The 25,728-nt window shown below is 40.1% G+C and carries 19 protein-coding genes, 1 tRNA gene and 1 other RNA gene; 9 read left to right on the plus strand and 12 right to left on the minus strand.

Annotated elements, in window-relative coordinates:
* Window positions 1-416: 416 nt before the first annotated feature.
* Window positions 417-1,883, minus strand: coding sequence for a glutamate synthase subunit beta (locus AC07YT_RS01370; RefSeq protein ID WP_086546198.1), 1,467 nt, complete (start codon window positions 1,881-1,883; stop codon window positions 417-419).
* Between the two features lie 3 nt (window positions 1,884-1,886).
* On the minus strand, window positions 1,887-6,386 hold the full coding sequence (gene gltB / locus AC07YT_RS01375) for a glutamate synthase large subunit (RefSeq protein WP_086546197.1): 4,500 nt from the start codon (window positions 6,384-6,386) through the stop codon (window positions 1,887-1,889).
* A gap of 422 nt (window positions 6,387-6,808) precedes the next feature.
* On the opposite strand from gltB, the gene ffs reads away from it, so the two are divergent.
* Window positions 6,809-6,908, plus strand: an RNA gene (ffs, locus tag AC07YT_RS01380) — signal recognition particle sRNA small type.
* Between the two features lie 87 nt (window positions 6,909-6,995).
* The gene (fsa, locus tag AC07YT_RS01385) at window positions 6,996-7,655 is read left to right on the plus strand and encodes a fructose-6-phosphate aldolase (RefSeq protein WP_086546195.1); all 660 of its coding nucleotides are present in this window, start codon (window positions 6,996-6,998) and stop codon (window positions 7,653-7,655) included.
* 967 nt (window positions 7,656-8,622) lie between these two features.
* On the opposite strand, the gene AC07YT_RS01390 is transcribed toward fsa, so the two are convergent.
* The 3 genes from AC07YT_RS01390 to AC07YT_RS01400 all read right to left on the minus strand — a co-directional run bounded on the left by AC07YT_RS01390 (window position 8,623) and on the right by AC07YT_RS01400 (window position 11,784).
* On the minus strand, window positions 8,623-9,129 hold the full coding sequence (locus AC07YT_RS01390) for a D-glycero-alpha-D-manno-heptose-1,7-bisphosphate 7-phosphatase (protein WP_086546192.1): 507 nt from the start codon (window positions 9,127-9,129) through the stop codon (window positions 8,623-8,625).
* 142 nt (window positions 9,130-9,271) lie between these two features.
* Window positions 9,272-10,558, minus strand: a complete 1,287-nt coding sequence (locus AC07YT_RS01395) for a sugar MFS transporter (protein ID WP_086546191.1) — start codon at window positions 10,556-10,558, stop codon at window positions 9,272-9,274.
* 104 nt (window positions 10,559-10,662) lie between these two features.
* Complete coding sequence (locus AC07YT_RS01400; protein WP_086546189.1) at window positions 10,663-11,784, minus strand: formylglycine-generating enzyme family protein; 1,122 nt, start codon at window positions 11,782-11,784, stop codon at window positions 10,663-10,665.
* Between the two features lie 182 nt (window positions 11,785-11,966).
* Between AC07YT_RS01400 and AC07YT_RS01405 the strand changes: the two genes are divergently transcribed.
* Window positions 11,967-12,039, plus strand: a tRNA-Lys gene (locus tag AC07YT_RS01405).
* 242 nt (window positions 12,040-12,281) lie between these two features.
* Window positions 12,282-12,734, plus strand: coding sequence for a VOC family protein (locus AC07YT_RS01410; protein ID WP_086546187.1), 453 nt, complete (start codon window positions 12,282-12,284; stop codon window positions 12,732-12,734).
* A gap of 53 nt (window positions 12,735-12,787) precedes the next feature.
* On the opposite strand, the gene AC07YT_RS01415 is transcribed toward AC07YT_RS01410, so the two are convergent.
* Both AC07YT_RS01415 and AC07YT_RS01420 read right to left on the minus strand, forming a co-directional pair.
* Window positions 12,788-13,144, minus strand: coding sequence for a VOC family protein (locus tag AC07YT_RS01415; RefSeq protein ID WP_086546185.1), 357 nt, complete (start codon window positions 13,142-13,144; stop codon window positions 12,788-12,790).
* A 188-nt stretch (window positions 13,145-13,332) separates the two neighbouring features.
* Window positions 13,333-14,079 (minus strand): SDR family oxidoreductase, encoded by a 747-nt coding sequence (locus AC07YT_RS01420; protein ID WP_086546183.1) that lies wholly within the window; start codon window positions 14,077-14,079, stop codon window positions 13,333-13,335.
* A gap of 82 nt (window positions 14,080-14,161) precedes the next feature.
* Here AC07YT_RS01420 and AC07YT_RS01425 point away from each other — a divergent pair, with 82 nt between their 5' ends.
* Complete coding sequence (locus tag AC07YT_RS01425; protein ID WP_086546181.1) at window positions 14,162-14,539, plus strand: winged helix-turn-helix transcriptional regulator; 378 nt, start codon at window positions 14,162-14,164, stop codon at window positions 14,537-14,539.
* A gap of 76 nt (window positions 14,540-14,615) precedes the next feature.
* Here AC07YT_RS01425 and AC07YT_RS01430 read toward each other — a convergent pair whose 3' ends face one another.
* Both AC07YT_RS01430 and AC07YT_RS01435 read right to left on the minus strand, forming a co-directional pair.
* Window positions 14,616-15,059: an SRPBCC family protein gene (locus AC07YT_RS01430; protein ID WP_086546180.1), complete on the minus strand. Its 444-nt coding sequence runs from the start codon at window positions 15,057-15,059 to the stop codon at window positions 14,616-14,618.
* A gap of 1 nt (window position 15,060) precedes the next feature.
* Complete coding sequence (locus AC07YT_RS01435) at window positions 15,061-15,588, minus strand: DinB family protein (RefSeq protein WP_086546178.1); 528 nt, start codon at window positions 15,586-15,588, stop codon at window positions 15,061-15,063.
* A 284-nt stretch (window positions 15,589-15,872) separates the two neighbouring features.
* Here AC07YT_RS01435 and AC07YT_RS01440 point away from each other — a divergent pair, with 284 nt between their 5' ends.
* From AC07YT_RS01440 to araA, 4 genes are all read left to right on the plus strand, one after another.
* Window positions 15,873-16,745: an alpha/beta hydrolase gene (locus AC07YT_RS01440; protein WP_086546176.1), complete on the plus strand. Its 873-nt coding sequence runs from the start codon at window positions 15,873-15,875 to the stop codon at window positions 16,743-16,745.
* A gap of 138 nt (window positions 16,746-16,883) precedes the next feature.
* Complete coding sequence (locus AC07YT_RS01445; protein ID WP_086546174.1) at window positions 16,884-18,584, plus strand: ribulokinase; 1,701 nt, start codon at window positions 16,884-16,886, stop codon at window positions 18,582-18,584.
* Window positions 18,581-19,282 (plus strand): L-ribulose-5-phosphate 4-epimerase, encoded by a 702-nt coding sequence (locus tag AC07YT_RS01450; protein ID WP_086546172.1) that lies wholly within the window; start codon window positions 18,581-18,583, stop codon window positions 19,280-19,282. Before AC07YT_RS01445 ends, AC07YT_RS01450 begins: the two co-directional genes overlap by 4 nt.
* 330 nt (window positions 19,283-19,612) lie before the next feature.
* Entirely contained in the window at window positions 19,613-21,103 is a 1,491-nt protein-coding gene (gene araA / locus AC07YT_RS01455) for an L-arabinose isomerase (protein WP_086546170.1), read from the plus strand.
* A gap of 338 nt (window positions 21,104-21,441) precedes the next feature.
* Here araA and AC07YT_RS01460 read toward each other — a convergent pair whose 3' ends face one another.
* The 3 genes from AC07YT_RS01460 to AC07YT_RS01470 form a co-directional block, all read right to left on the minus strand.
* The gene (locus tag AC07YT_RS01460) at window positions 21,442-22,461 is read right to left on the minus strand and encodes a zinc-binding alcohol dehydrogenase family protein (RefSeq protein ID WP_086546168.1); all 1,020 of its coding nucleotides are present in this window, start codon (window positions 22,459-22,461) and stop codon (window positions 21,442-21,444) included.
* 81 nt (window positions 22,462-22,542) lie between these two features.
* The gene (locus tag AC07YT_RS01465) at window positions 22,543-23,331 is read right to left on the minus strand and encodes an L-fucose dehydrogenase (RefSeq protein WP_086546166.1); all 789 of its coding nucleotides are present in this window, start codon (window positions 23,329-23,331) and stop codon (window positions 22,543-22,545) included.
* Between the two features lie 99 nt (window positions 23,332-23,430).
* A complete protein-coding gene (locus tag AC07YT_RS01470) occupies window positions 23,431-25,671 on the minus strand; it encodes a DUF5703 domain-containing protein (protein WP_086546164.1) in 2,241 nt (746 codons plus the stop codon).
* Between the last annotated feature and the right edge of the window lie 57 nt (window positions 25,672-25,728).

The following is a 25,728-nucleotide window of genomic DNA, read 5'->3' on the forward strand; positions in this document are numbered from 1 at the left end:
TCTATTTTTCTCGCATATTCGTCATCCTGAATTTATTTCAGGATCTATTTAATAATCATATGTTAAGTATTCATGCTGAAATTTCCGTGTCGAAAAATGATTAGCAACTAAACAGTATGATAGATGCTGAAACAAGTTCAGCATGACGACCGCCCTAAACTAGCTAGCTGTAAGATCTCTCTGCAAATAGTCTTCGTTTGTACCTAGGATTAGTGAGGTTCGCATTTGTAATGCTTAATAAGAATTCTAGGGGCGATAAAATCGCCATTCTCTTGCATCCTCGTTGTAAACGAGGACGATGTTTCTTAAAGGAATAAGCTCCGTGCCTCCGTGGCAGAGAATTAACTAAAGATTTATCAAAGCAAAAAAGGTCGTGGTGCAAACCACGACCCTAAAAATATAGAATTTAAAACCTACTAAGCGTATGCAACGGCATCTTTCGATGCCAGTTTAGTTGTTCCCATTAAGTATTCGTCTACCTTGCGGGCAGCTTCCCTACCTTCTGAAATAGCCCAAACTACTAATGATTGTCCGCGGCGAACGTCACCTGCGGCAAAAATCTTGGCAATATTGGTTTGATAGGTGTGTTCAGATGCCTTTACGTTTCCGCGGTTATCTAACTCTACGCCTAATTTCTCAATTAAACCTTCTTTTTGAGGATGTAAGAAACCCATTGCTAAAAGCACCAGTTCGCATGGAAGATCTCTTTCTGTACCTGCCACTTCTTTAAAAGTAACCGGGCGTCCGTTTGCATCAATTTCCCATTCTACATCGACTACTTTTAAGGCTTTAAGGTTTCCTTTTTCATCAGCAATAAAGTTTTTTGTATTTACTGACCAGGCCCTTTGTGCACCTTCTTCGTGAGAAGAGGTATTTTTTAGCAACATTGGATAATTTGGCCAGGGCATATGCTCGTTACGTGCCTGTGGCGGCATCGGCATAATCTCGAATTGCGTCACAGACTTCGCACCATGACGGTTCGAAGTACCAATACAGTCAGATCCGGTATCACCACCACCAATTACGATTACATTTTTACCGGTAGCCATAATATCTTCTGCTTCAACAGCTCTGCTTGCCACACGTTTATTTTGTTGTTTCAGGAAATCCATTGCAAAATGAACACCTTTAGCCGAACGGCCATCAATTGGCAAATCGCGTGGAATAGTTGAACCACCAGCCAATACAATGGCGTTGAAATCGCGCAATAAAGTACCTATTTCAACATTCTCGCCTACGTTGGCATTACATTTAAAAATAATACCTTCTTCTTTCATTAAATCGATACGGCGATCCACTACATTTTTCTGTAGTTTAAAATCAGGAATACCGTATCTCAATAAACCGCCTGGAGCATCGTCACGTTCGAAAACAGTCACTTCATGTCCGACTTTATTTAACTGGGCAGCGGCAGCTAATCCTGCAGGACCTGAACCAATTACAGCAACTTTTTTACCGGTTCTGATTAATGGTGCTTTTGCTTTGATAAATCCTTTTTCGAAAGCGATTTCGATGATGTGTTTCTCAATTTCCTCGATAGAAACCGGCGGGCGGTTAATACCTAATACACATGCTGATTCGCATGGTGCAGGGCAAATTCTACCTGTAAATTCAGGAAAGTTGTTGGTGCTTAATAAAATATTGGCCGCTAATTCCCATTTGCCTTGATAAACAGCGTCGTTAAATTCTGGTATCACGTTACCCAATGGGCAGCCTGACTGGCAGAAAGGTACGCCGCAATCCATACAACGGGCAGCCTGATTGTTTAATTCTTGTGAAGGTAAATCATTTAAAAATTCACCGTAGTGTTTTACACGTGTTGCAGCCTCTTCTCTGGTGGGCGCAACTCTATCGTATTCTTGAAATCCTGTTACTTTTCCCATGGCCTAGTGTGTTTTTACTTGTTGATTACGTTTGCTTAAAACTGCTTTGTATTCTTTAGGGAATACTTTTACGAAATGAGCAGATTGAGTTTTCCAATCGCTTAAGATAAACTCAGCTACTCTACTGTCCGTTAAGCGGATATGCGTTTTAAGTAAAGCTAAAATACGCTCTTCATCTTCAGCTTGCAGCGGATCTAAATCAACCATTTCCTTGTTGCATTTGCGTGCAAAAGTTCCGTTGGCATCATAAATCCAGGCCACACCACCACTCATACCAGCAGCGAAATTACTTCCGGTATCACCAAGAATCAGCACTTCACCACCGGTCATGTATTCACAACCGTGATCACCCACTCCTTCAACAACGGCTGTTGCACCAGAGTTACGCACGGCGAAACGTTCGCCTGCTTTACCACGGGCAAATAACTCACCAGAAGTGGCACCGTAAAGGGCTACGTTACCGATAATGATATTTTGTTCAGGGATAAAGGTTGAGTTTGAGAAAGGATAAATGGCTAATCTGGCACCCGATAATCCTTTACCTACGTAATCGTTCGCTTCACCTTCCAGTGATAAGGTTACCCCACGGGTATTGAATGCACCGAAACTCTGTCCGGCCGAACCTACAAATTTAAAGTTGATCGTATCCGGAGGTAGACCAGCACCTAAATGAACTTTCGAGATTTCATTCGATAACATGGTACCCAGCGCACGGTCGGTATTTTTCACATCGAAGCTGGCAAATACCGGCTCGTTATGATCGATGGCAGGTTGTGCTGCAGCAATTAACTTATGATCTAAAACCTGATCTAAACCATGATCCTGACCTTCAGTATTAAATAAAGGCAAACCATTTTCTTCAGCTTTGTATAAAATAGCTGATAAATCAAGGTGTTTCAGTTTCCAGTCTTCAGCAGGTAATTCGCGTACTTTCAAAATATCAGCCTGACCAATCATTTCGTGGATGGTTCTGAAACCTAATTCAGCCATAATCTCACGTAATTCTTCCGCAAGGAAATAAAATAAGTTCACTACGTGGTCTGCATCACCAGTAAATAGTTTTCTTAATTCCGGATCTTGTGTAGCTACGCCAACCGGACAAGTATTTAAGTGGCACTTACGCATCATAATACATCCTGAAGTAACCAGGGCTGCTGTGGCAACACCCCATTCTTCAGCACCTAATAAGGCTGCAATAGCGATATCTCTACCGGTTTTAAGCTGACCATCTGTTTGTAACACAATACGGTTACGCAGTTTATTTTTAACTAAAGTTTGGTGTGCTTCTGCCAAGCCTAACTCCCATGGTAAACCAGCGTGCTGGATAGAAGTTAAAGGAGAAGCGCCTGTTCCGCCATCAAAACCAGATACCAGAATGACATCGGCATGTGCTTTAGCAACACCCGCTGCAATAGTACCTACACCAGCTTTTGAAACCAGTTTCACATTGATTCTGGCAGCACGGTTGGCATTTTTCAAATCGAAAATTAGCTGGGCTAAATCTTCAATCGAATAAATATCGTGGTGAGGCGGAGGAGAAATTAAACCAACTCCCGGGGTAGAGTGACGAACTTTTGCAATCCAATCATCCACTTTGTGCCCTGGTAATTGACCACCTTCTCCTGGTTTAGCACCCTGGGCCATTTTAATCTGTAACTCGTCGGCATTGGTTAAGTAGTAACTGGTTACACCGAAACGTGCAGAAGCCACTTGTTTAATGGCCGAGCGCATGCTATCGCCATTTGGCAATTTAGTATAACGCATTTCATCTTCACCACCCTCTCCGGTATTGCTTTTTCCACCGATACGGTTCATGGCAATGGCTAAAGTAGAGTGCGCCTCGTGCGAAATTGAACCGAAAGACATCGCGCCTGTTGCAAATCTTTTTAAGATTGCTTCGGTAGATTCTACCTCATTTAAAGGTACTGATGGGCGGCTATAGTTAAATTCGAACAATCCACGGATGGTATAAGCTTGTTGTGTTTGCTCATTTACCAATTTAGAGTATTGCTTGAAAATATTGTAATCGTTTTTACGGGTTGCGTTTTGCAACAAGTGAATGGTTTGCGGATTAAATAAATGCGCTTCACCTTTACGACGGAATTTATAAGTTCCACCTGCCGGCAACAAGTTTTCGGTCTGTGTTAGCGGACCAAAACTGCGGTGATGTTTAATTAAGGTTTCTTTCGCAATTTCATCCAATCCTAAGCCACCGATACGTGAAACTGCACCAGTGAAATAAGTATTTACCACTTGTTTATTTAAACCTAAAATCTCGAAAATCTGCGCACCCTGATATGATTGCAAGGTGGAGATGCCCATTTTAGAGAAAATTTTAAGTAAACCACTATTAACCGCGTAGATATAGTTTTTAGTAAGCTGTTCTGTTGATAAACCAGATTCTTCCTTGAACTCGTTAATGGTTTCTAATGCCAGATAAGGGTTAATGGCTGTTACACCAAAGCCTAACAAAGTAGCAAAATGATGAACTTCCCAGATATCACCCGCCTCAATTACAATACCTACAGCACCACGGTATCCTTTGCGGATTAAGTGATGGTGTACTGCTGAAACGGCCAATAAAGAAGGCATTGCAGCATGTTCAGAGTCGATAGCCCTATCGGTTAATACAATTACCTGGAAACCATCTTCGACCGCATCAACGGCATAACGGCACAAACGGTCTAAAGCTTTCGCCATAGCGCCTGGTTTGCCATCAGCCCTGAAATAAGTCTGTAAAGTTTTCGCCTGGAAAACACCGGTATCGATGCTTCTTAATTTCTCTAACTCCTGATTGGTTAAAATTGGATGTTTAATGGCTACACAATGTGCTTGTTTTGGGGTTTCTTCCAGCAAGTTACCCATGCTTCCCATAAAACTGGCCAAACTCATCACCACTTTCTCCCTGATCGGATCTATTGGCGGGTTGGTTACCTGTGCAAATAACTGTTTGAAATAAGAAGATAAATGCTGAGGGCGTTTGGATAGAATAGCCAATGGAGTATCGGTACCCATAGAACCGATTGGTTCTTTACCTTCAATGGCCATTGGTTTAAGCAAAAGATCAACATCTTCCCTGCTGTAACCAAAAACCTGCTGATATTTAAAAATAGATTCAGTTGATAAACCAGTGAACATTACACGTGGCTCAGGTAATTCCTCTAAACGGATTTGATATCGATTAATCCAATCGGCATAAGGACTTTTACCGCAAACTTCTTCTTTAATTTCGTTATCACTGATAATTCTGCCTTGCTCCATGTCTACGACGAACATTTTGCCAGGCGTTAAACGACCTTTTTCGATTACGGTACTTTGATCGATAGCCAATGCACCAGCCTCAGAGCCCATAATTACACGGTCATCAGAAGTAATGGCATAACGGGAAGGACGAAGACCATTACGATCTAAAGTAGCACCAATTAATTTACCATCGGTAAAAGCAATTGCTGCAGGTCCATCCCATGGCTCCATTAAAGTAGCATGGAATTCGTAGAATGCCCTTTTAACCGGATCCATATCTTCGTTACCATCCCAGGCCTCCGGCACCAACATCATTAATACATGAGGCAGGGTTCTTCCAGAGTGAAGTAACAATTCAATAACATTATCTAAACAGCCTGAATCTGAATTGGTTTCATCGATTACAGGCAACAACATATCTAATTCTTCTGGTGTAAAATAAGCAGAAGCAAAAGACTTCACGCCTGCCCTAAACCAGTTTAAATTTCCTTGTAAAGTATTGATCTCACCATTGTGTGCAATAAAGCGGAATGGTTGCGCCAGCCTCCACGAAGGGAAAGTATTGGTCGCAAAACGAGAGTGAACTAAACCTAAAGCAGAAACCATGCGCTTATCGGTTAGATCGGTAAAATAGGTACGTACCTGTAATGAAGTAAGCTGACCTTTATATATAATGGTTTGCGCAGAAAGCGAAACGATATAAAAATCTTTACCACCATGAACGGTGTTTACGATCAGTTTAATCAGGTAATTTTTAAAAATATAAAGCTTACGTTCGAAATCAGCCCCAGGTGCTACTGCATAAGGGCGGGCAATAAATACCTGCTCAATTTCTGGTTCAACAGAAAGGGCCATATTGCCAATATCTGTTGTATCAACATCAACTTTTCTAAAACCTAAAATTTCAAGGCCTAATTTTTCGGCGGCACGGTAAATCAATTCTCTGCACTCTTCTCTCGATCTGATATCCTTTGGCATAAATAACATACCTACACCATAATTATTGGTTTCAGGTAGGCTAAAGCCAGCTTTTAAACATTCGTCATAAAAAAATTCGTGAGGAATCTGAATCATAATACCTGCACCATCGCCTGTATTCGGTTCTGCTCCACATGCCCCCCTATGATCTAGATTCTCTAAAATAGTAAGTGCATCAGAGATGATTTGATGCGATTTTCGCCCTTTCACATGTGCAACGAACCCAATACCGCAGGCATCGTGTTCAAATTGCGCATCGTACAATCCACTGTTTGGTTCCATTCTTTGCTCGTTAGTTGTTAGTGTATAGGAAACACTAAGATACGAAAAACAAATCTTAAATTACAGAGTTGACACGATTTTTAGAAAAATTTTAGTCCTTAAGTAATTTAAAGTCTTTGCATTGAAAAAATGATAATAATACCGATAAATATTTATCAAATTTATAATGGTAATATTGTACAATAAATTCACTTTTTCTGCTAAATTCCTGCATAAATCGTTTTAATTGTAGATTTATATACGAATATTTTATTTGCATATAAATAACATACCTCAGGTATTGCGAATGTTGTATTTTCTTATCCCATTTAAAATTACACATTTTAAATTTATTAAATTATTAATCAGCTACATAGCTTAAAAGAGAAAAAAAATGCAAAAATGCATTTCGCGAAACAACTTCTTTTTCTACCTTTGTGGCCGGGCAAGTCTTTTACGACCAGCTCCCTTTGAACTCCCCCAGGGTGGGAACACAGCAAGGGTAGAAGGTTGTAGCGGTGCGATAGAAGGTGCTTGCCCTTTTTTTTCTTTTCCCTTAATCCCCTGAAGGGGGAATTAAATTCTTCAGGGTTCAATCATAGAAACTCAAATATTTAAGAATTTATAACCATGAAATTTTTTATTGACACCGCAAATCTTGATCAAATCAAAGAGGCGCAAGATCTTGGCATTTTAGATGGCGTAACCACCAACCCTAGCTTAATGGCTAAAGAAGGTATTACCGGCGATGAAAATGTAATTAACCATTATAAAGCGATTTGCGATATTGTTGATGATAACGTAAGTGCTGAAGTTATTTCTACTACTTTTGATGAAATTGTTAAAGAAGGTGAAGCTTTAGCAGCTTTAAACCCGAAAATTGTCGTTAAAGTTCCGATGATTAAAGATGGTGTTAAAGCCATTAAATATTTCTCTTCAAAAGGAATTAAAACCAATTGTACTTTAATTTTCTCTGCCGGACAAGCGTTATTAGCAGCTAAAGCCGGAGCTACTTATGTTTCTCCGTTTTTAGGCCGTTTAGATGATATTTCTAGCGATGGTTTGGTTTTAATCGAAGATATCAGAACTATTTTTGATAACTACGGTTACGAAACTCAGATTTTAGCAGCATCAATCCGCGGACCATTACACATTGTAAACTGTGCTAAATTAGGTGCTGATGTAATTACCGCACCATTGGCTGCAATTGTTGGTTTATTAAAACACCCATTAACCGATAGCGGTTTAGCTACATTTTTAGCTGACCACGCTAAAGCAGCTGGGAAATAGATTAAAATAAGTCGAGAGTCTTTAGTCCTAAGTCTTGAGTCGGTTTCCGGTTTAAGACTTAGGATTTTTTTTTAGGGTATCTTACGAAATCTCAAAGGGGCATTGAGCATTGTAGGATTTCGTAAGGATTAGCTGGGGAAAAGCGTAATAGAATTTCAGCAGCTTTTGACTAACGAAGTTATTCGTCCGCTCCTTCCCTTTCTAATGTTCGTATTCATTGCGGAATTTATTTTTTGGAGCGCAGATACAGTGCTCGTCGGTGGCTGTAGTCCTGCTTTCCATTATATTCCGGTGAATTTTCGATAAATACAAATTAGTCTATTACCGGAATGCCATTTCAATCAGGTCTAGGTGGCCAGAGCATCTGCCGAAATCTCAAAAGGCATGAGTGTTGTAGGATTTCGGAAGTTTAGGTAAGGGATGTGGTATAATTTCGCAGGCTTCTTCAGTTTCTAAACTTCGTAGTCATTGCGTTAACGATGGAACAGCATCCTTTTTGGTTGTCACCCTGAGGGGTAATTTATTTTATAAAAATCAAATTAGTGAAGTATAATTGATTTCTTTTGCCATACACCACAGTCTTGCCTCGGCTCACCGCCGCCGAATGGCTCTTTCTTTTTGGCATCAAAAAGAAACAAAAAATGCCGGCTGAAAATTTTTCTTTTGAAGCCAGTTGTGTGGCCAGAACAATGTAGCCCGAAAAATTTGTTAGGCCGGATTTAAGTAGAACGGGGATACCGTGCTAGGGCCTAGCTGGATGGCAATGCGAAAGCAGTTTAAAAGCTGATTAATAATCATTTGCAAAATAACGTCAATGGTAATGTAATCGAATGACAGCCAAAAAGATATAGTGTACAGCGTGTTAAAACGCCCAAATTATTATCATGGATGATGTAAGGTATATAATGGACTTTGAGTTACGTCACCCCTCTTCCATTTTACATCTTCCCTACACCTAAAACAGTTGTTAGACTAAAGACTCACGACTGAGGACTTCTTTAATCTTTTCATAACTAATCTGCTCATCGGGTTCGATTAGAATGCCTTTCACCCCTGCCCCGTTTGCAGCTTCCACATCTCTTGGTTTATCGCCGATCATGACCGATTGTGCCGGGTCAATATCGTACATATCAATGGCGTCTAAAATCATTCCCGAAGCAGGCTTTCTGCATTTGCATTCTCCGCCAACAGTTGGATGATGCGGGCAATAATAGAAACCAGCAATATCAGCTCCTTTAGCCACAAAAGCATTGCGAAGCATCTGGTGCATAATGGCCAGCTCCTGCTCGGTATAACGCTTTAAGGCAATGCCACCCTGATTGGTAATGACGATTAAAAGATAACCTTCATCGAATAGTTTTTTTAATACCGGAATCTGGTAATCCAGGATTTTAAAATCTTCAACACGGCAGATGTAATCATATATTTCGTGATTGAGTACACCGTCACGATCTAGGAAAATAGCTTTATTCATTATTGAGATATGAGTATTGTAATTTGAGATATGAGATTCAGACCTCGTTTATAATTTCGCCAAAATAAGGGAAAATTAATCGCAAAAGAAAGCCCAATCTAATTAAAGATCGGGCTTAATCATAAAATTTATTTGGTTTTGGTTATTTTAAATTCAATCCAGCTTTGTGGCCTTTTATCGCAAAATACAGAATGTATAAGTAACAAGGTAATACCGTTAAAAGGTAAGCTAACTGAAAGTTAACATGTAATTTTTCGTTCAAAAAGGCGTACAATAATGGCATTAAAGCACCACCTGCAATACCCATAATCATAATAGCTGAACCGATTTTGGTAAATTTACCTAAGTGGCTAATACCTAGCGGGAAAATTGCCGGCCACATTAATGAATTGGCTAAACCCAGTAAGGCTACAAAAATTACAGCAAACCAGCTAGAGATTACAAAAGATAAAATGGTAAAAATGATACCTAAAATCGCACAAATTCTAAGTGCTTTTTGTTGAGAGATGTATTTCGGAATGGTAACAATACCTATAATATAACCGATTAACATACTAAAAAGCGTAATAGAGGTTAATTTCCCGCTTATCTCCGGACTAATGCCTAACTCGCGTCCGTAAATACCAATAATATCACCAGCCATCACCTCTGCACCTACATATACAAAAATACAAAGTGCACCCAGGAATAAGTGTGGGAACTGAAAAATGCTTTTATGTTTTACCACTTCTCCTTTGCTTTCGTCGATTACATCTTCTTCCACTTCAACTTCTGGCAGGTTAGTGAATTTAATGAAAATAGCAAAAAGGCAGAAAACGATAGCTAAAACAATGTAGGGCATATTTACACGGCCTAAAACATCATTTAATAACTGCTCGTGAACCGCGCCTGTAGCTGCTTTGATTTGTTTCTCTACTTCTGAAGCATTTTTCAAAAACAAACTACCCATAATCAAAGGCACAATCATTCCGGCAAATTTATTACAGATACCCGCAATACTGATCCGTTTTGCTGCACTTTCTATTGGGCCGATAATGGTTAAATAAGGATTTGATGCAGTTTGTAATAAAGCTAAAGCGGCACCCTGAACAAAAATTCCGGTTAAAAACAAACCAAAGGTTCTGGTTTGGGCTGCAGGTATAAATATTAATGAACCCAGGCCTAAAATTACCAAGCCTAAAACAATTCCATTTTTAAAACCAACTTTCTTTAGTATCCACGATGATGGCAACGCTAAAAAGAAGTAAGCCATATATGAGGCAAAGGTTACAAAGAATGCCTGTAAGTTTGATAGTCCGAAAGATAATTTAAAGAAAGGAATTAAGGTTCCGTTTGCCCAGGTTACAAAGCCAAAAATAAAGAATAGCGCGCAAATGATAATAAGCGGTTTTGGCCCTTGTGTTTGACCTGATTTTGTTGTTTGTTGCATAAAGATTTGGTTCGGTTTAATTTGATTTGACCAAACTAAACAATAATATTTAATAAAATATGGATCAAACGTTTGCGTAATTTTAACTTTAACAAAAAAAGGCTTTAGTTAGAGCTGACGCACCTAAAACCGGTATGTTCTAAGCCTGTATCAACTGAAGTTTTCATTCTCGAAGTTACCCGGTAACCTTTGCAATAAGAGGCGTTACACATAAAAGAACCGCCCCTTACCACTCTTTTAGGTACTGTTGGCTCCATAGGATCATAACTGTCTGAGGGACCTTTTGGGTTATCGATCAATCCCGAAATTGTGCTATAATAATCCGGGCGGTACCAATCGCTGCACCACTCCCATACGTTGCCCGCCATATCATAAAGTCCGTAACCATTGGGCTTAAATTTTTTCACAGCAGCTAAACCATTAAAACCATCCCAATTGGTGTTTTTAACCGGAAAGCTCCCCTGCCAGGTATTGGCTTTTACTTTACCTTTTTCTATATCTTCATTCCCCCATGGATATTTTTCATTCTTCAAAGCACCTCTTGCAGCATACTCCCATTCCGCTTCTGTTGGTAAACGTTTACCCGACCATTTACAGTAAGCCATGGCATCATCCCAAGATACATGTACCACCGGATAATTTTCTTTTCCTTTAATATCGCTGTTAGGGCCATGAGGATGTTTCCAATTGGCGCCTTTAACCCAACGCCACCATTGTGAGGCGTCATTTAAAGAGGTAACACTTTTAGGCTGATAGAAAACTAAAGATGCGGCAACAAAAACACTATCAGGTGGCTTTGGTGTGCCTGCCGGCAGCTGTTTTTTCATTTCCTCCCAATCTGGTTTACGTTCGGCTGTAGTCAGGTACCCGGTTGCGTCTACAAACTTTTTAAAACTGGCATTGGTTACTTCGGTAGCATCAATCCAGAAAGAAGATACTTTAACCTGGTGTTGCGGATATTCATCATCTCTACCCTCTTTATCAGAAGCACCCATTGCAAACTCACCGGCCGGAATTAAAACCATGCCATCGTGACTTACTTTATTATTAGAAGCGAAACTTGAAGAATCTTTTACCGCACCAAAACGGCTGGGCATGTTTTTTTCACATGAGGCCAAAGAATCTTGCTTGTGTTTGGCCCGTTCTTCTTCTTTAGCATGGTTAGATTGACAAGAAAATACAAAGAGAAGCGGCAAAAAAAACAAAGCAGAAAGAAATCTATACATGATTGATATTAAATTAGGAGCGATAAAAATATCAATTAAGTTTAAAAAAGAGAAGGTAAATAATTAATTCGCCTATAAATCAATACACTAACGCGTTTCGCGATTTTTTATTTGCAGGAAACACTCCATAACCCTATATTTGCACCACTTTAAAGGAAACAGATAACGTTTTTAACAAAGTAGATTCCGTAGCTCAGCTGGTAGAGCATTACACTTTTAATGTAGTGGTCCTGGGTTCGAATCCCAGCGGGATCACAAGAAACCTCACAGAAATGTGAGGTTTTTTTGTTAATACGGATTCGGATCTGGTACGAAATTCTCTTTATCGAGCGAAAAATACAAGCGCGATCCCCCCAAAAAAAACCAGAAACTGCGTCTTTTGTGTTTAATCGTAATGCTCATTTTACACCGCCTGCTCGTTATCAATCTCAATTTGGTCCATAAATCGTCTATTAACTTTGTGAAATTCCTTAATTTTAAATTATAAGCAAATTCTTATGGCACAAAACCAATTAATCAGAATGGATAATATGGGCATTGTTGTAGCATCGCTTGACAATGCCATCTCTTTCTTTACCGAAATCGGTCTGAAACTGGAAGGCCGGGCCACAATCGAGGGCGAATGGGCAGGTAAGGTTACGGGGCTGGGTAACCAGCACGTGGAAGTCGCGATGATGGTGACCCCCGACGGCCACAGCCGACTTGAAATTTCACAGTTTCTGGCTCCACTTACTGTTTCAGACCATCGCACAGCGCCGGTTAATTCCCTGGGCTACCTGCGGGTAATGTTTACCGTTTCAGATATCGAAGAACTCTTACCAAGACTAGAAAAGCTTGGTGCTACACTTGTTGGCGAGGTGGTTCAATATGAAGACTCCTACAAACTGTGCTACATTAGAGGATCAGAAGGCCTTCTCATAGGACTTGCGCAGGAGCTTCACAAAAAATGACAAAATGGGTAGCCGTGTGATCGCTTTTAAGTGATTGGCTTTCTGTTTATTGCTTACAACGACCACACGGCAAGCTCATAACCATCCGGATCAAGGAACTGGAACCTGCGTCCACCGGGAAAAGCAAATATTTCTTTTGAAATTATGCCACCAGCACTAAGAACGCTCGTTCTGGTTCCCTCTAAATCCTGTGAATAAAGTACGACCAGAATGCTTCCTTTCTCAGGCGCTCCTAATGTAAAACCACCGTCAACAAAATCGCCCTCAAAAGCAGTATATTCCGGCCCGTAATCAGTAAAGGTCCACCCGAAAGCCCCGGTATAAAATGCCTTTACCTTTTCAAGGTCGCGCGAAAGAAATTCAAGGTATTGCACCTGCTGGTGTCTAAGTTTCTGCTGGGTATCGTTCATCGTATTGTGTTTGATAAACAAAAATACTTATAAATGACCTTAACTTCCCTGGAAAATATTACTTAGTGCTTAACCATCTGATGGTCTATACGTTGTTTGATGTCATCTCTTTTGTTTGTACTAGCCTTAATTCATTTAGCTTCTTTGTAACACTTTACCAGCGATTACTTGTACCTTAGCCATTAGTGCTAAGCCTTAAGACTCATGCCCCCGTCCATCACAATTTCTGCACCAGTTATATAGGTTGCAGCATCACCACAGAAGAAAGCAACCATTTTTGCCACATCCTCAGATTTCCCAATTTTGCCTAGCGGACTGCGGCTGATGAGCCATTGGTTAATGCCATTTAACTGTTCTTCGTTCAGTCCCATTTTATTCATAATTTCTGTAGCTATGGGTCCTGGGCTTACACTATTTACCCGGATTTGGCGAGGCGCTAACTCTACAGCTGCAATACGCATAACCGAGTTCAGTGCTGATTTGCTTGAAGTATAAATTGAGCTTTTTGCCCCGTCCATGTGTGCGGTATTTGAAGAAAGAAATACCACTGAACTACCATCATTCATCAATGGAATAAATTTGCTCAAAGTAAAGTAGGCACCTTTAAAATTAATACCAAAAATAGTGTCAAAACTTTTTTCAGTCGCCTCTGCAATGCTGCTCTGTTCCACTACACCTGCATTGATAAAAAGGATATCAATTTTATTAAAGATGCTTTCAACATCGCTGGCTAATCCCTCAATTGCGGTGATCTGGCTCTGGTCTGCCACCAAACCTATCACACCAAGTTCTGCAGCAGCCTTATCAACTGCGTCTTTTCTTCTTCCGGTAATGATTACTTCTGCACCCTGTGCTTTTAATTCTTTTGCAGTGGCGTAGCCAATGCCGCTATTTCCGCCGGTTACCAGCGCTTTTTTTCCTGTTAAGTTACTCATGATCAAAAAATAAATTTTATGACGACAAAAATATGCTTATATTGGTATACTTTTGTATTCAGTATAACAGAGTATACCAATAATGGAAACAGAAAAAAGAAACCAGATTGCGACAGAGGTACTGTCCAATCCACGCAATCAACAGGAAGAAATACAGGCTTTGCAGGATACACTTTATGTTCTTGGAGGTAAATGGAAGCTCCCCATTATCAATTCCATTTGTAATGGCAATAAAAGATTCCGTGAAATTGAAAGGAGCATTCCTGGAATTACAACACGTATGCTTTCCAAAGAATTAAAAGAAATGACAGCAAACCAACTGATCAAAAGAACGGTTACAGCTGACACACCGGTAAGTGTGGAATATACATCAACGGAATATTGCAGATCATTTGGGGACATCATCCTGGAAATGATCAGATGGGGCAAAAACCACAGACAGCACCTGAAAGACAGCTGATTAATTCGTGCTTACAAATGGAGACAGCTTTAGCGCGGAACATGACCTTAATGTTGTTGTTTCGCGCTAAAGCAAATTATAATAAAGGTTTTTGCGCTTCACCAGCAGTGATCAGGCTATACAGGCTCTGATTAATTAACTGGCTCCACGCAGTTGAGCAGGCACTGTAACATTCAATTTCAGGATGTATTCCCTGGTGTGTGAACAATAATCTGGTTTTATTCCCTTCGGGGGAAATCTCAAAAATTATTTTTGTGCCGGTCCATTCCGATTTATCTTCAAGAAAATTAAGTTGGCTTTCGGTGACCAGCCAAACCACTTTTTGATCTGGAATTAGCTCGACAACATGCTGCTTAGAATAATGAATATCCTTGTAACGGTAAGTAAACTCGTCACCTAGATCTTTTGTATTTCCTTCGAATTCTCCTGACCACCACTTTTGAGGGGCTACTACAGCTTCAAAAACCTCTCTCAGTGTTTGGTCTACCAGTATCGTAGACGTGAAATTTATAGTTTCCATTTTAAAATAATTTTTCTTGTGGTGGTTTGATGCCTGCCAGACGAATGTAAACTGTCGTTTGCCCTCTGTGATGAGTCTGGTGCTCAAACACCTTAGCCAAAGCGGTTCTTCGGTTCATTTCGAATTTACCCAACATTTTGAAGCTTTCATTCAGCTGTGCATCTGTCATCTTTTTTATATTATCAATTACATAATCATAGCTGGCCAGCACTAACTTAGTGACATTAGATTTGGATTTATCTACAGTTTTTTCCATTTCGCCCAGCGCAAAAGGATCTTTCTGACCTACTGCATCAGCGCCCAGACCATAGTTGGCATCTGCAAGGTGTAACAGCTGTTCAGCAAAAGACCGCATTTCAGGAGTAGGTTTTAAAGAATAAGCACTTTCAGGCATTACATCCAGATATTCTTTGGTGTAAATTTTTGATCTTTCCCACTCCTTAACCAGATCGGTTGCTATTACCTGTGCCTTTACCAGCTGCGTACCCATCATTAGACACATGATGATTACTAATTTTTTAAGTTTCATATTTATATTTTTAGATTTCAATAGATAATTCAAATGGGTTTAATTTAATTACCACACTGATATCGTGACAAGTTAAAAGCAAATTTAGTGTAAACCACATCTTTTAAGGCAGGTCTAAATGGACATTATAGTGGGGTGTTTCAGACATTTATCTTTCTTGTTAACGATTTACCGGTTACATAAATCAGTATCAATTTTATCAGGCCAGTTGAAAATTGTATTTTTCCAAAAAAAGTGTACCGATTGAGTACATTTTATCACAGCCGATATCCTACAGGAAAAATATGAATAAAACATTTTTACTTCTTCTTTTAACTTTTTCTACAGCTTTAGTTTTTGGACAAAAAAATAAATTAAATGATACTGCTCAAAGTAAAGCTTTTGTTTTAGGTGTAATTGATGAAATACAATCGAAAGCGCTCTCAGAAAAGAGGATTTTAAATATATACCTACCCGAAGGGTATAAACAAAATGATACCACAAAATACCCGGTAATTTATTTGCTCGATGGTTCTGCTGATGAAGATTTTATCCATATTGTAGGGCTTGTGCAGTTTAATAGTTTCGAGTGGGTAAATCAGGTTCCTAAATCAATTGTAGTGGGCATTGCAACCGTCGATCGTAAAAGGGATTTTACTTTTCCAACATCAATTGAGCGCGACAAGAAAAGCTACCCTACAACAGGTCATTCGGATAAATTTATTTCCTTTATAGAAAATGAGCTTCAGCCTTATATTCAGGCAAAATATAAAACGAATACAAATAAAACCATCATCGGTCAATCTTTAGGTGGATTGCTGGCGACTGAAATCCTAATCAAAAAACCTGCACTTTTTAATCAATACATTATTATTAGCCCCAGCCTATGGTGGAATAATGGTTCCTTGTTAAATCAAGATTCGAAAATCAAAGAAAGTACTTTTAAGCAGCAAACTTCGGTTTACATTGCTGTTGGTAAAGAAGGTCTTACCCCAACCGAAATACCCAGGGTAATGGAAGTGGATGCAAATGTATTGGCTGAAAAGATAAAAGGGTTTAAAAACAAAAATGTAAAAGTATATTTTGATTTTTTACCCCAAGAGAATCATGCCACCATCATGCATCAGGCGGTTTCCAATTCCTTTAAATTTTTATACCCTGCAGCGAAAAAAGAATAGCTTAATCTACCAGCCAGGTGCAAAACCCATAAACAAAATAGTGGTCGTATCCATCTAAAATTGAGGTTTTTGATTAAAAAATCAATAAAATTTCTTATTTCAAAAAAATAAACGTTAATTAGACATTTATTTATTGTTATGAGCACAGCAAACTATGTAATTGGAGTGGATTACGGGACAGATTCTGTCCGGTCTGTTCTAGTCGATACCGCAAACGGAAAAGAAATAGCCTCATCGGTTTTTCTTTATCCAAGATGGCAGAAAGGTTTATACTGTAAACCCGCTGTTAATCAGTTCCGCCAGCATCCCCTAGATTATATTGAAGGTTTAACCCACACCATAAAAGATTGCCTGGCTAAAGCAGGTGGTGCTGAAATTGCACATTTGGTAAAAGGTATCTCCGTTGATACAACGGGTTCGAGCCCGGTTGCGGTTGATGCAACAGGTACTCCCCTTGCCTTAACTAAAGATTTTGAAGAGAATCCAAATGCCATGTTTGTGCTTTGGAAAGACCATACCTCAGTAAAAGAAGCTGCCGAAATTAATGAACATGCCACAAAATTCGATACCAACTACCTGAAATACGTCGGCGGCATTTATTCGTCAGAATGGTTCTGGTCTAAATTATTGCATATTTTAAGGGTCGATTTGACTATTAAAAAAGGTGCAGCATCATGGGTAGAGCATTGCGACTGGATTCCGTTTTTACTTTGCGGTGGAAACGACATTAGCACAATGAAACGTAGCCGTTGTGCTGCAGGGCATAAAGCACTTTGGGCAGAAGAATTTAACGGTTTACCTCCAGAAGATTTCTTTAGCAGCCTTGATCCGCTTTTAGCCGGCTTCAGAGCTAAATTATTTACCGACACCTATACCTCTGATGTTTCTGCGGGAACATTGAGCGAGGAATGGGCAAACAAATTAGGCTTAAATACTGATGTGGTGGTAGGCGTTGGCGCGTTTGATGCCCATATGGGCGCAGTAGGCGGACAGATTGAACCTTACTACCTGAGTAAAGTAATGGGTACAAGTACCTGCGATATCCTGGTTGCACCCAATCAGGATTTACATGGTAAATTGATTAACGGTATCTGCGGACAGGTTAATGGTTCAGTAATTCCGGGGATGGCAGGTTTAGAGGCTGGTCAATCTGCTTTTGGCGATGTTTATGCCTGGTTTAAAAACTTAATCAGCTGGCCGTTAAATCATTTACTTACAGAATCTGAAGTAATTGATGAAGCTACTGCTACTGCATTAAAGGCTGAATTAGAGGGCAAAATTATTGCTAATTTAAGCAAACAGGCTGATGCTTTACCAAACGAGGATTATGCAGAACTGGCTATTGACTGGTTAAACGGCCGTAGAACACCAGATGCCAATCAGGAACTTAAAGGGGCCATAACAGGTTTAGGTTTAGGGACTGATGCACCTCGGTTTTTCCGTGCTCTAGCTGCAGCAACCTGTTTCGGTGCAAAGGCTATTGTAGATCGGTTTAAAGAACAGGGCGTTCCGGTAAAAGGAATTATCGGCATTGGTGGTGTCGCCAAAAAATCGGCTTATATTATGCAAATGATGGCCGATGTACTGGAAATGCCCATCAGGATTCACCGTTTTGAGCATACCTGTGCATTAGGCGCCGCGATGTTTGCAGCGGTAGCGGCAGGCATTTATCCAGATATCGAAACCGCTATGGCGGCCATGGGAACAGGTTTTGAGAAAGAATATAAGCCCAATATTAAAAAGCAAAAGCTTTACCGCCAGCATTACCAGCAATATTTAGGTCTGGGCAGATACCTGGAGAAATACAATAAAAAAGATGTAAAACCTTATTTATCATGAGCAACTATCAGGATATAAAAGAGCAGGCTTACCAGGCCAATATGCAGTTACCTAAATTGGGACTGGTGCTTTTTACTTTCGGTAATGTAAGTGCTGCAGACCGGTCGAAAGGTGTTTTTGCCATTAAACCAAGCGGTGTGCCTTACGAGGATTTATCACCCGAAAAAATGGTTATTGTAGATTTTAACGGCAACACGGTTGAAGGGACTTTACGCCCCTCATCAGATACCAAGACCCATGCCGTTTTATATCAACACTGGGCAGAAATTGGCGGGATTGTGCATACCCATTCTACTTATGGAACGGCCTGGGCGCAGGCACAAAGGGCAATTCCAATTTTCGGGACCACCCATGCCGACCATTTAACTGTTGATATTCCTTGCGCACCACCAATGGCTGATGAAATGATTAAAGGCAATTATGAGTACGAAACGGGCTTTCAGATCATGAACCATTTTGAAAGTTTGGGTTTAAGTTATCAAGAAGTTGAAATGATTTTGGTGGGTAACCATGCTCCTTTTACCTGGGGAAAAACAGCCGAGAAAGCAGTTTATAACAGTGCTGTTTTAGAAACTGTGGCACAAATGGCTTTGTTAACAGAACAGATCAATCCGCAGGCACCAAAGCTGAAGGATTCGTTAATAGAGAAACATTATGAACGTAAACATGGTGATGGTGCTTATTATGGACAAAAATAAGTTTTGAGTTTAATTGCATAAATTGAATTAAGGGTTTTGGAAAGCAGGTACAGTGGTGCTTAGGAAACGAAAGCCCCGCCATTCGCTATAGTCCCGATGAAGAATCGGGAGCTGTCGCTGCTGTCGGGTTTAAAATTGTAAGTTTTACCTAAGTAATCTAAACCTGATTGGAGTGAGCATGAGCCCAACCGAAGGTGGGTGAATAAAACGGAAAGCAGGACTGCAGTAACCGATGAAATACGGAACCTTGCTTTTCAAAAAAAGAAAAAAAATCGGCCTGTGAGGACACAGACCGTGGCATTGAATAAATTAAAAATAACATAAATAGTAATGATTGATTTAAAAAAATTACAAGTTTGGTTTATCACGGGTACACAACATTTGTACGGTGAAGAAACCTTAAAACAAGTGGCAGCACATGCCCAGGAGGTAGCCGATTCGTTAAACCAAAACGGCAGTATTTCTGTTTCGGTGGTATACAAACCGATTGTAAAAACGACTGAAGAGATTTTCGAAACCTTACAACAAGCCAATATTGACGAGAATTGTATTGGGGTAATCACCTGGATGCATACCTTCTCTCCTGCTAAAATGTGGATCAGGGGTTTAAATGTTTTGCAAAAACCATTACTACATTTACACACACAGTTTAACCGCGATATTCCGTGGAATACCATCGATATGGATTTCATGAACCTGAACCAAAGTGCACATGGAGACCGTGAGTTTGGTTTTATGGTTTCGCGCATGCGCAAAGACCGTAAGGTAGTTGTTGGGCATTGGCAGGATGAAGAAGTGGCCAAACAGATTGATACCTGGTGCAGGGCTGCTGCCGGATGGCACGATTGGCAAGGCGCTAAATTTGCCCGTTTTGGCGATAACATGCGTTATGTTGCCGTTACCGATGGCGATAAAGTTGAAGCTGAAATGAAATTCGGTTTTGCTGTAAATACTTATGGTATAGGCGATTTGGTAGCAGTAATTAATGGAATAGGTGAAGATGCCATTCAGTCTTTATTAGAAGAATACGAAGCCACCTATGAAATGGCTGATGATTTAAAAGCTGGCGGCGCAAGGCACTCATCTGTTTATGAGGCAGCCAAAATTGAATTAGGATTAAGAAAATTCTTAGTAGATGGTGGCTTTAAAGGTTTCTCTGATACTTTCGAAGATTTGCACGGCATGATCCAGCTACCAGGAATTGCTGCGCAGCGTTTAATGGCCGATGGCTATGGCTTTGCAGGTGAAGGCGATTGGAAAACGGCAGCTTTAGTACGTGCCTGTAAAGTAATGGGTGCAGGTTTGGCCGGTGGAAATGCATTTATGGAAGATTATACTTATCACTTCGATCCCGCAAATTCGATGGTTTTAGGCTCGCACATGCTCGAGGTTGATGCTTCTTTGGCTAGCGGTAAAGCAAGCTTAGAGGTTCACCCATTGGGTATTGGTGGTAAAGCTGATCCTGCCCGACTGGTTTTTAATGTTGCTGGTGGTGATGCTTTAAATGCAGCTTTAATTGATATGGGTAACCGTTTTCGTCTGCTGGTGAACGAAGTGAAAGCTGTTGAAGCTGAACATGATTTACCAAACTTACCGGTAGCCCGTGTATTGTGGAAACCTTTACCTGATATGAAAACAGGTTGTGCAGCCTGGATTTATGCCGGTGGTGCACACCATACTGCTTATAGTCAGAATTTAACGACTGAACATTTATTGGATTTTGCCAATATTGCCGGTTTAGAATATGTAAATATTGGTGCTGATACCAAAATCAATCAGTTCAGAAATGAATTGCATTGGAATGAGGTTTTTTATAAGTAATTTCAATAAAACCTTAATGCAAAAGCCGGTAATCATAAGATTACCAGCTTTTTTATGCGATCGTATTCCTGTGATTGTATTAATGAAACAAGTACAATTGAAAGGTTCCAATAAAAAAATCGTCATCTCGACTGAAGCAAAGTCCCGATTTTAAATCGGGAGAGAGATCTATTAAGTAATAGTAAATTGAAAATAGATTTCTCGGCTGCGTTGCACTTCGCTCGAAATGACGAACCATCATCCTGAACTTGTTTCAGGATCTTCTGGCAGGAATATTATGTATAATAGATGCTGAAATAAATTCAGCATGACGACCAGCGTTAAATTATGGCTAAAGTTTAATTCCCCAAACTAACCATAGCCTTAATCACCCCGTTTTTAGGATCTAACCAGCTTTCGAACTCATCTTTTACCGCTTCGAATTGAACCTGATGCGTGATGTAATTTGTTGGATTAACCAAACCTGCCTTCATCGATTTAATTACATGTTCAAAATCTTCAATGGTGGCATTTCTGCTGCTCATTAAGGTGGATTCTCTTTTATGAAACTCAGGATGGTTAAAAATTAAATCCCCTTTTTGAAGTCCGATTAAAACGAACCTGGCTCCATGTGCCATATAGTTTATGGCGTTATTAATTGCCTTTTGGTTACCTGTAGCATCAATTACAACCGTTGGCATATCGCCATTGGTAATGTCGCTAAGTTGCTGCACCACATCAGGAGAAAGGGCATTAACCACATGGGCCACCTTTAATTTATCTTTACAGAAAGCCAGGCGGTCTTCATTAATATCCAAAGCAATCACATTTGCGCCTGCTATCCTTGCAAATTCCATTGTACCTAAACCAATTGGTCCGGCACCAATAACAAGTACAAACTCTCCGGGCTGAACATCTGCCCGGCGGACACCATGTGCACCGATGGCTAAAGGTTCCACTAATGCCAGTTCATCATAACTCAAGCCTTCGCCATGTAAAAGTGTTCTGGAAGGAACCTGTAAATATTCGCGCATTCCTCCATCAACATGTACACCGCAAACCTGCATTTTAACACAACAGTTAGGTTTGTTCATTCTACAGGCAATACATTCACCACAATTAAAATATGGAATAAAAGTAACCGCCTCTCCTATTTTGAAACCATCAGCTCCATCGGCCTCAACCAACTCGCCAGACAACTCGTGACCTAAAACCCGTGGGTAATTAAAGAAAGGTTGGGTACCTTCAAAGGCATGTAAATCGGTTCCACAAATACCGATTCTTTTAATTTTTATAATTGCATGGTCTTTTTTAAGTTCAGGTTTTGTTGTTTCTGAATATTCGAAAGTTCCAGGTGTTGTACAGGTAAGGGTTTTCATTTAAATTGAAGGTTAATCGTATAAATTGGTCAATCGGTTAACTGTAATTTGTAAACTGTTAACTAAAAACTGCGGACAGAACTAGGCGTTGGCTAAAGCTCTATCTAAATGAACATAACCGCCATCAACGTGAATAATTTGTCCGGTGGTATGGCTTGATTTACTTGACATTAAAAAAGCCGTCATATTCGCAATTTCTTCAGCAGTTGTCATTCTGTTCTCCAATGGAATTTTAGCCGTAATCTCTTTTAACTTTTCTTCCGCATTGTCTAAAGTCTCGATCCAGGTTTCGTAGGCGGGTGTCCAGCATTCGGCAACCACTACTGCATTTACACGGATGCCATATTTCAGTAATTCAACTGCCCACTCACGGGTTAAGGCATTTCTCCCACCATTAGCAGCTGCGTAAGCTGAAGTATTTCCTTGTCCCGTTTCTGCGGTTTTAGAGGTGATGTTGACAATAGCACCTTTGCTCTTAATTAATTCTGGCAAAACATGGTGCGCCATCAAATAATAATGTACCACATTTTTATGCAGCGAGGCCATAAAGTCTTTATAGTTGCCACTTTCTAAACCCACACCATCATTAACGCCTGCGTTATTTACTAAACCATCAATCCTGCCGAACTGTGCTACTATATTTTTCACCACGGTTTCGCAATCTTCCGGGTTAGATAGTTCAGCCACAAATTGTGCTGCTTTTCCGCCATTTGTAGCAATTGCATCAACCACGATCTGATTGTCTTCTGCTTTTCTGCCAACAATTACCGCAATTGCATTTTCTTTGGCAAATACTTCTGCAATACTACGGCCAATGCCTTTTGCAGCACCCGTGATGACAATAACTTTTTCTTTTAATTGTAAATCCATCTCTTTTTTATATTAAAGCGTCCATCATGCTGGTCCGAAGTTCTGGGATCAGCATCTTTCCTGTTAGATACTGAAACAAGTTCAGGATGACGATACCGCTTAATTAATCATTATTTTTATATCAGTCTTTCTCGATTCAGGTAATACCTTCAATTCTATTAATTTTCCATCTTTTAAAGTTCCTTCTACCGTGGTTTGGTAAGGCGCATAAAGTTTGAAATGCACATCCCAATCTTTTGGCCATGCCGGAAACAAATATATTTTTTTTTCGTCAACCTGCATCAGCATTTCTTGTAAGCCGATCATACCCGATCCACCCCAGTTGTGGTCCGGTGTCCAGTCGAAACCTGGCCCCCAAAATGCAGGAAACCTCCTGCCAGAATCTTTTAACTTAGCTATAGTTAGCTTGGCTGCATCTTCAGTTAAGCCCAACCTTGCAGCGAAGATGTTATCCTGTTTCCATCCGATATGGTTTCTGAATTTCAGCACATCGGTATCGTATTTAAAAGTATTAATTGCGGTATCTAAACCAGGTTTACCCATTCCATAAATTCCCCATGGATATACAGGATACAACTGTGGACTCTCCTGATTGTTAATACGCTCCCAAAGTTTAGCAGGAGAAATGGTGGCATGTCCTTCGAAAGCCCTGAAACTTATTGGTGGAATGGTTTTTAGCATCGCTGCCCATTCGGTTTTTTTGCTTTCAGACAAAGAAGGCAGCGCCATTAATCTTTCCAGAACTGTTTTTAAAGACGCAATTGTAGAGGTAGAATTGTAAGCCATTTTATAGGTTTCGGCCCCGGAACCTGGATATAAAATCAAATGTCCTTCGGCATCCAAAGCTTTTGCGCCTCTTTGTTTGGCTAAATAAGTATAATGTTCTTTAAAAAAGGTAAGTGAACTTTCGATTAAAGGAAGGTACTTATCGATGTTTTTGCCACCATACCTTTCAGTTTCCAAAATCATCATACAGAACTCCAGCACAGTGTCCCATTCGTATTCTAACCAGGCATTATACTCCATACCTTTATTAAAATCAGCAGGGCGTTTCCAGCCATACTCAGCAGGATTTGGTAGTCCGAAATTTTCTAATTGTTCGGTAAAACTAGCGCCCTTATGCCCCCAGGATGCTTCAGTCCTGATTTCTGCATTCTTCAATAAATTCAGATAGAAATCGAACTGAGCTTTCATCATATCAAAATCTCCGCTTTTCAACATTGGCCAATACACCAGGCGCTGGTTTTGAGCGGTATGTGTTCCACCACCCCAGTTTCTGAAATCTGGTGTGTATTTTAAGGCCGTATCCGTTAACTGAGGGTCGAAAGTAAAAAGTCCGCCGTTAAATTTTGTTGGATATTGACCAAAGGCATTGCAGCCCAGCATATACCGGAACAACTGATAGTTTTTAGCCGATTGATTTGCCGTTTCGTCTTTAGCCTGAATGTAAATGAAACTTTTTGCCCAATAGGCATTCCACCATTTTATACTGGCTTTTTGATCGTTTTTAACCTTTATCCTATTTAAATCCTTCTCCCATTCGCTAACTGATGCTGTTTTTGAAGTATTTAAAGTAACGGTGATATGGTTTGAAACAGCAGGCGTTTTACTTTTCAAAGTCCAGGCTTTAAATGGCGTACTGAGGTATATCCCTGAATAGTTTCCGGCCGGCACCATATTACTGCCTTGCATGCCACCTCCGGAAATGAGATTTTTTAAAGGATTAAAGAGATCAGCTTTTCTGTCTTCAAGTCCCTGCTGTTTTACGGTAACATCGAATACGGTTTCAGGTTTGTTCTGATGGTAGAATTGAATAACATTATTTTTAAAGGCTATTTCATCTTTCCATGTTTTAACAATACCCTGAGGTGCCCATTTATACGAATTCTGGTTATTTTCTTTGCCTTTCGTGATGCGGTCTTCAAAACGCCAGCTTTCGTAACTGGCTTCGGTTGTAACTTTCTGATTGGATTTTACATCAAGGTGGATGACCGGATTAAAAACATCTACCCAAACCTTAATTTGAGTGTTTAATTGACCATTTGTGCCGGAAATCAGGGCATAACCATCTCTTAAAATCAGTTCCTGTTTGAAGGTTTTTCCTTCGAAAGGATTCGGACTTAACCTCAGTTTAACACGACCAAGTTTGAGTAAGGTATTATTTTCATCAAATGTTCCGCTACGCGATAAGTAGAGATAAACATCACCTTTTTCTACCCAAAGGTTTAAGCCAATATCGCCACCACCTACGGGCATAGATGCTGATGAATTGTTACTTTGTGAGGTCCATACCACATTGTCTTTTTCTTGCGAAAAAGCATTTGGAATGATTAACCACAAAAAGACAAAGAAAAGGTGTGTGTTTTTTGACCACCTAAGGCACCTGAGACCACATAA

The sequence above is a fragment of the Pedobacter sp. GW460-11-11-14-TSB4 genome, from assembly GCF_059423705.1.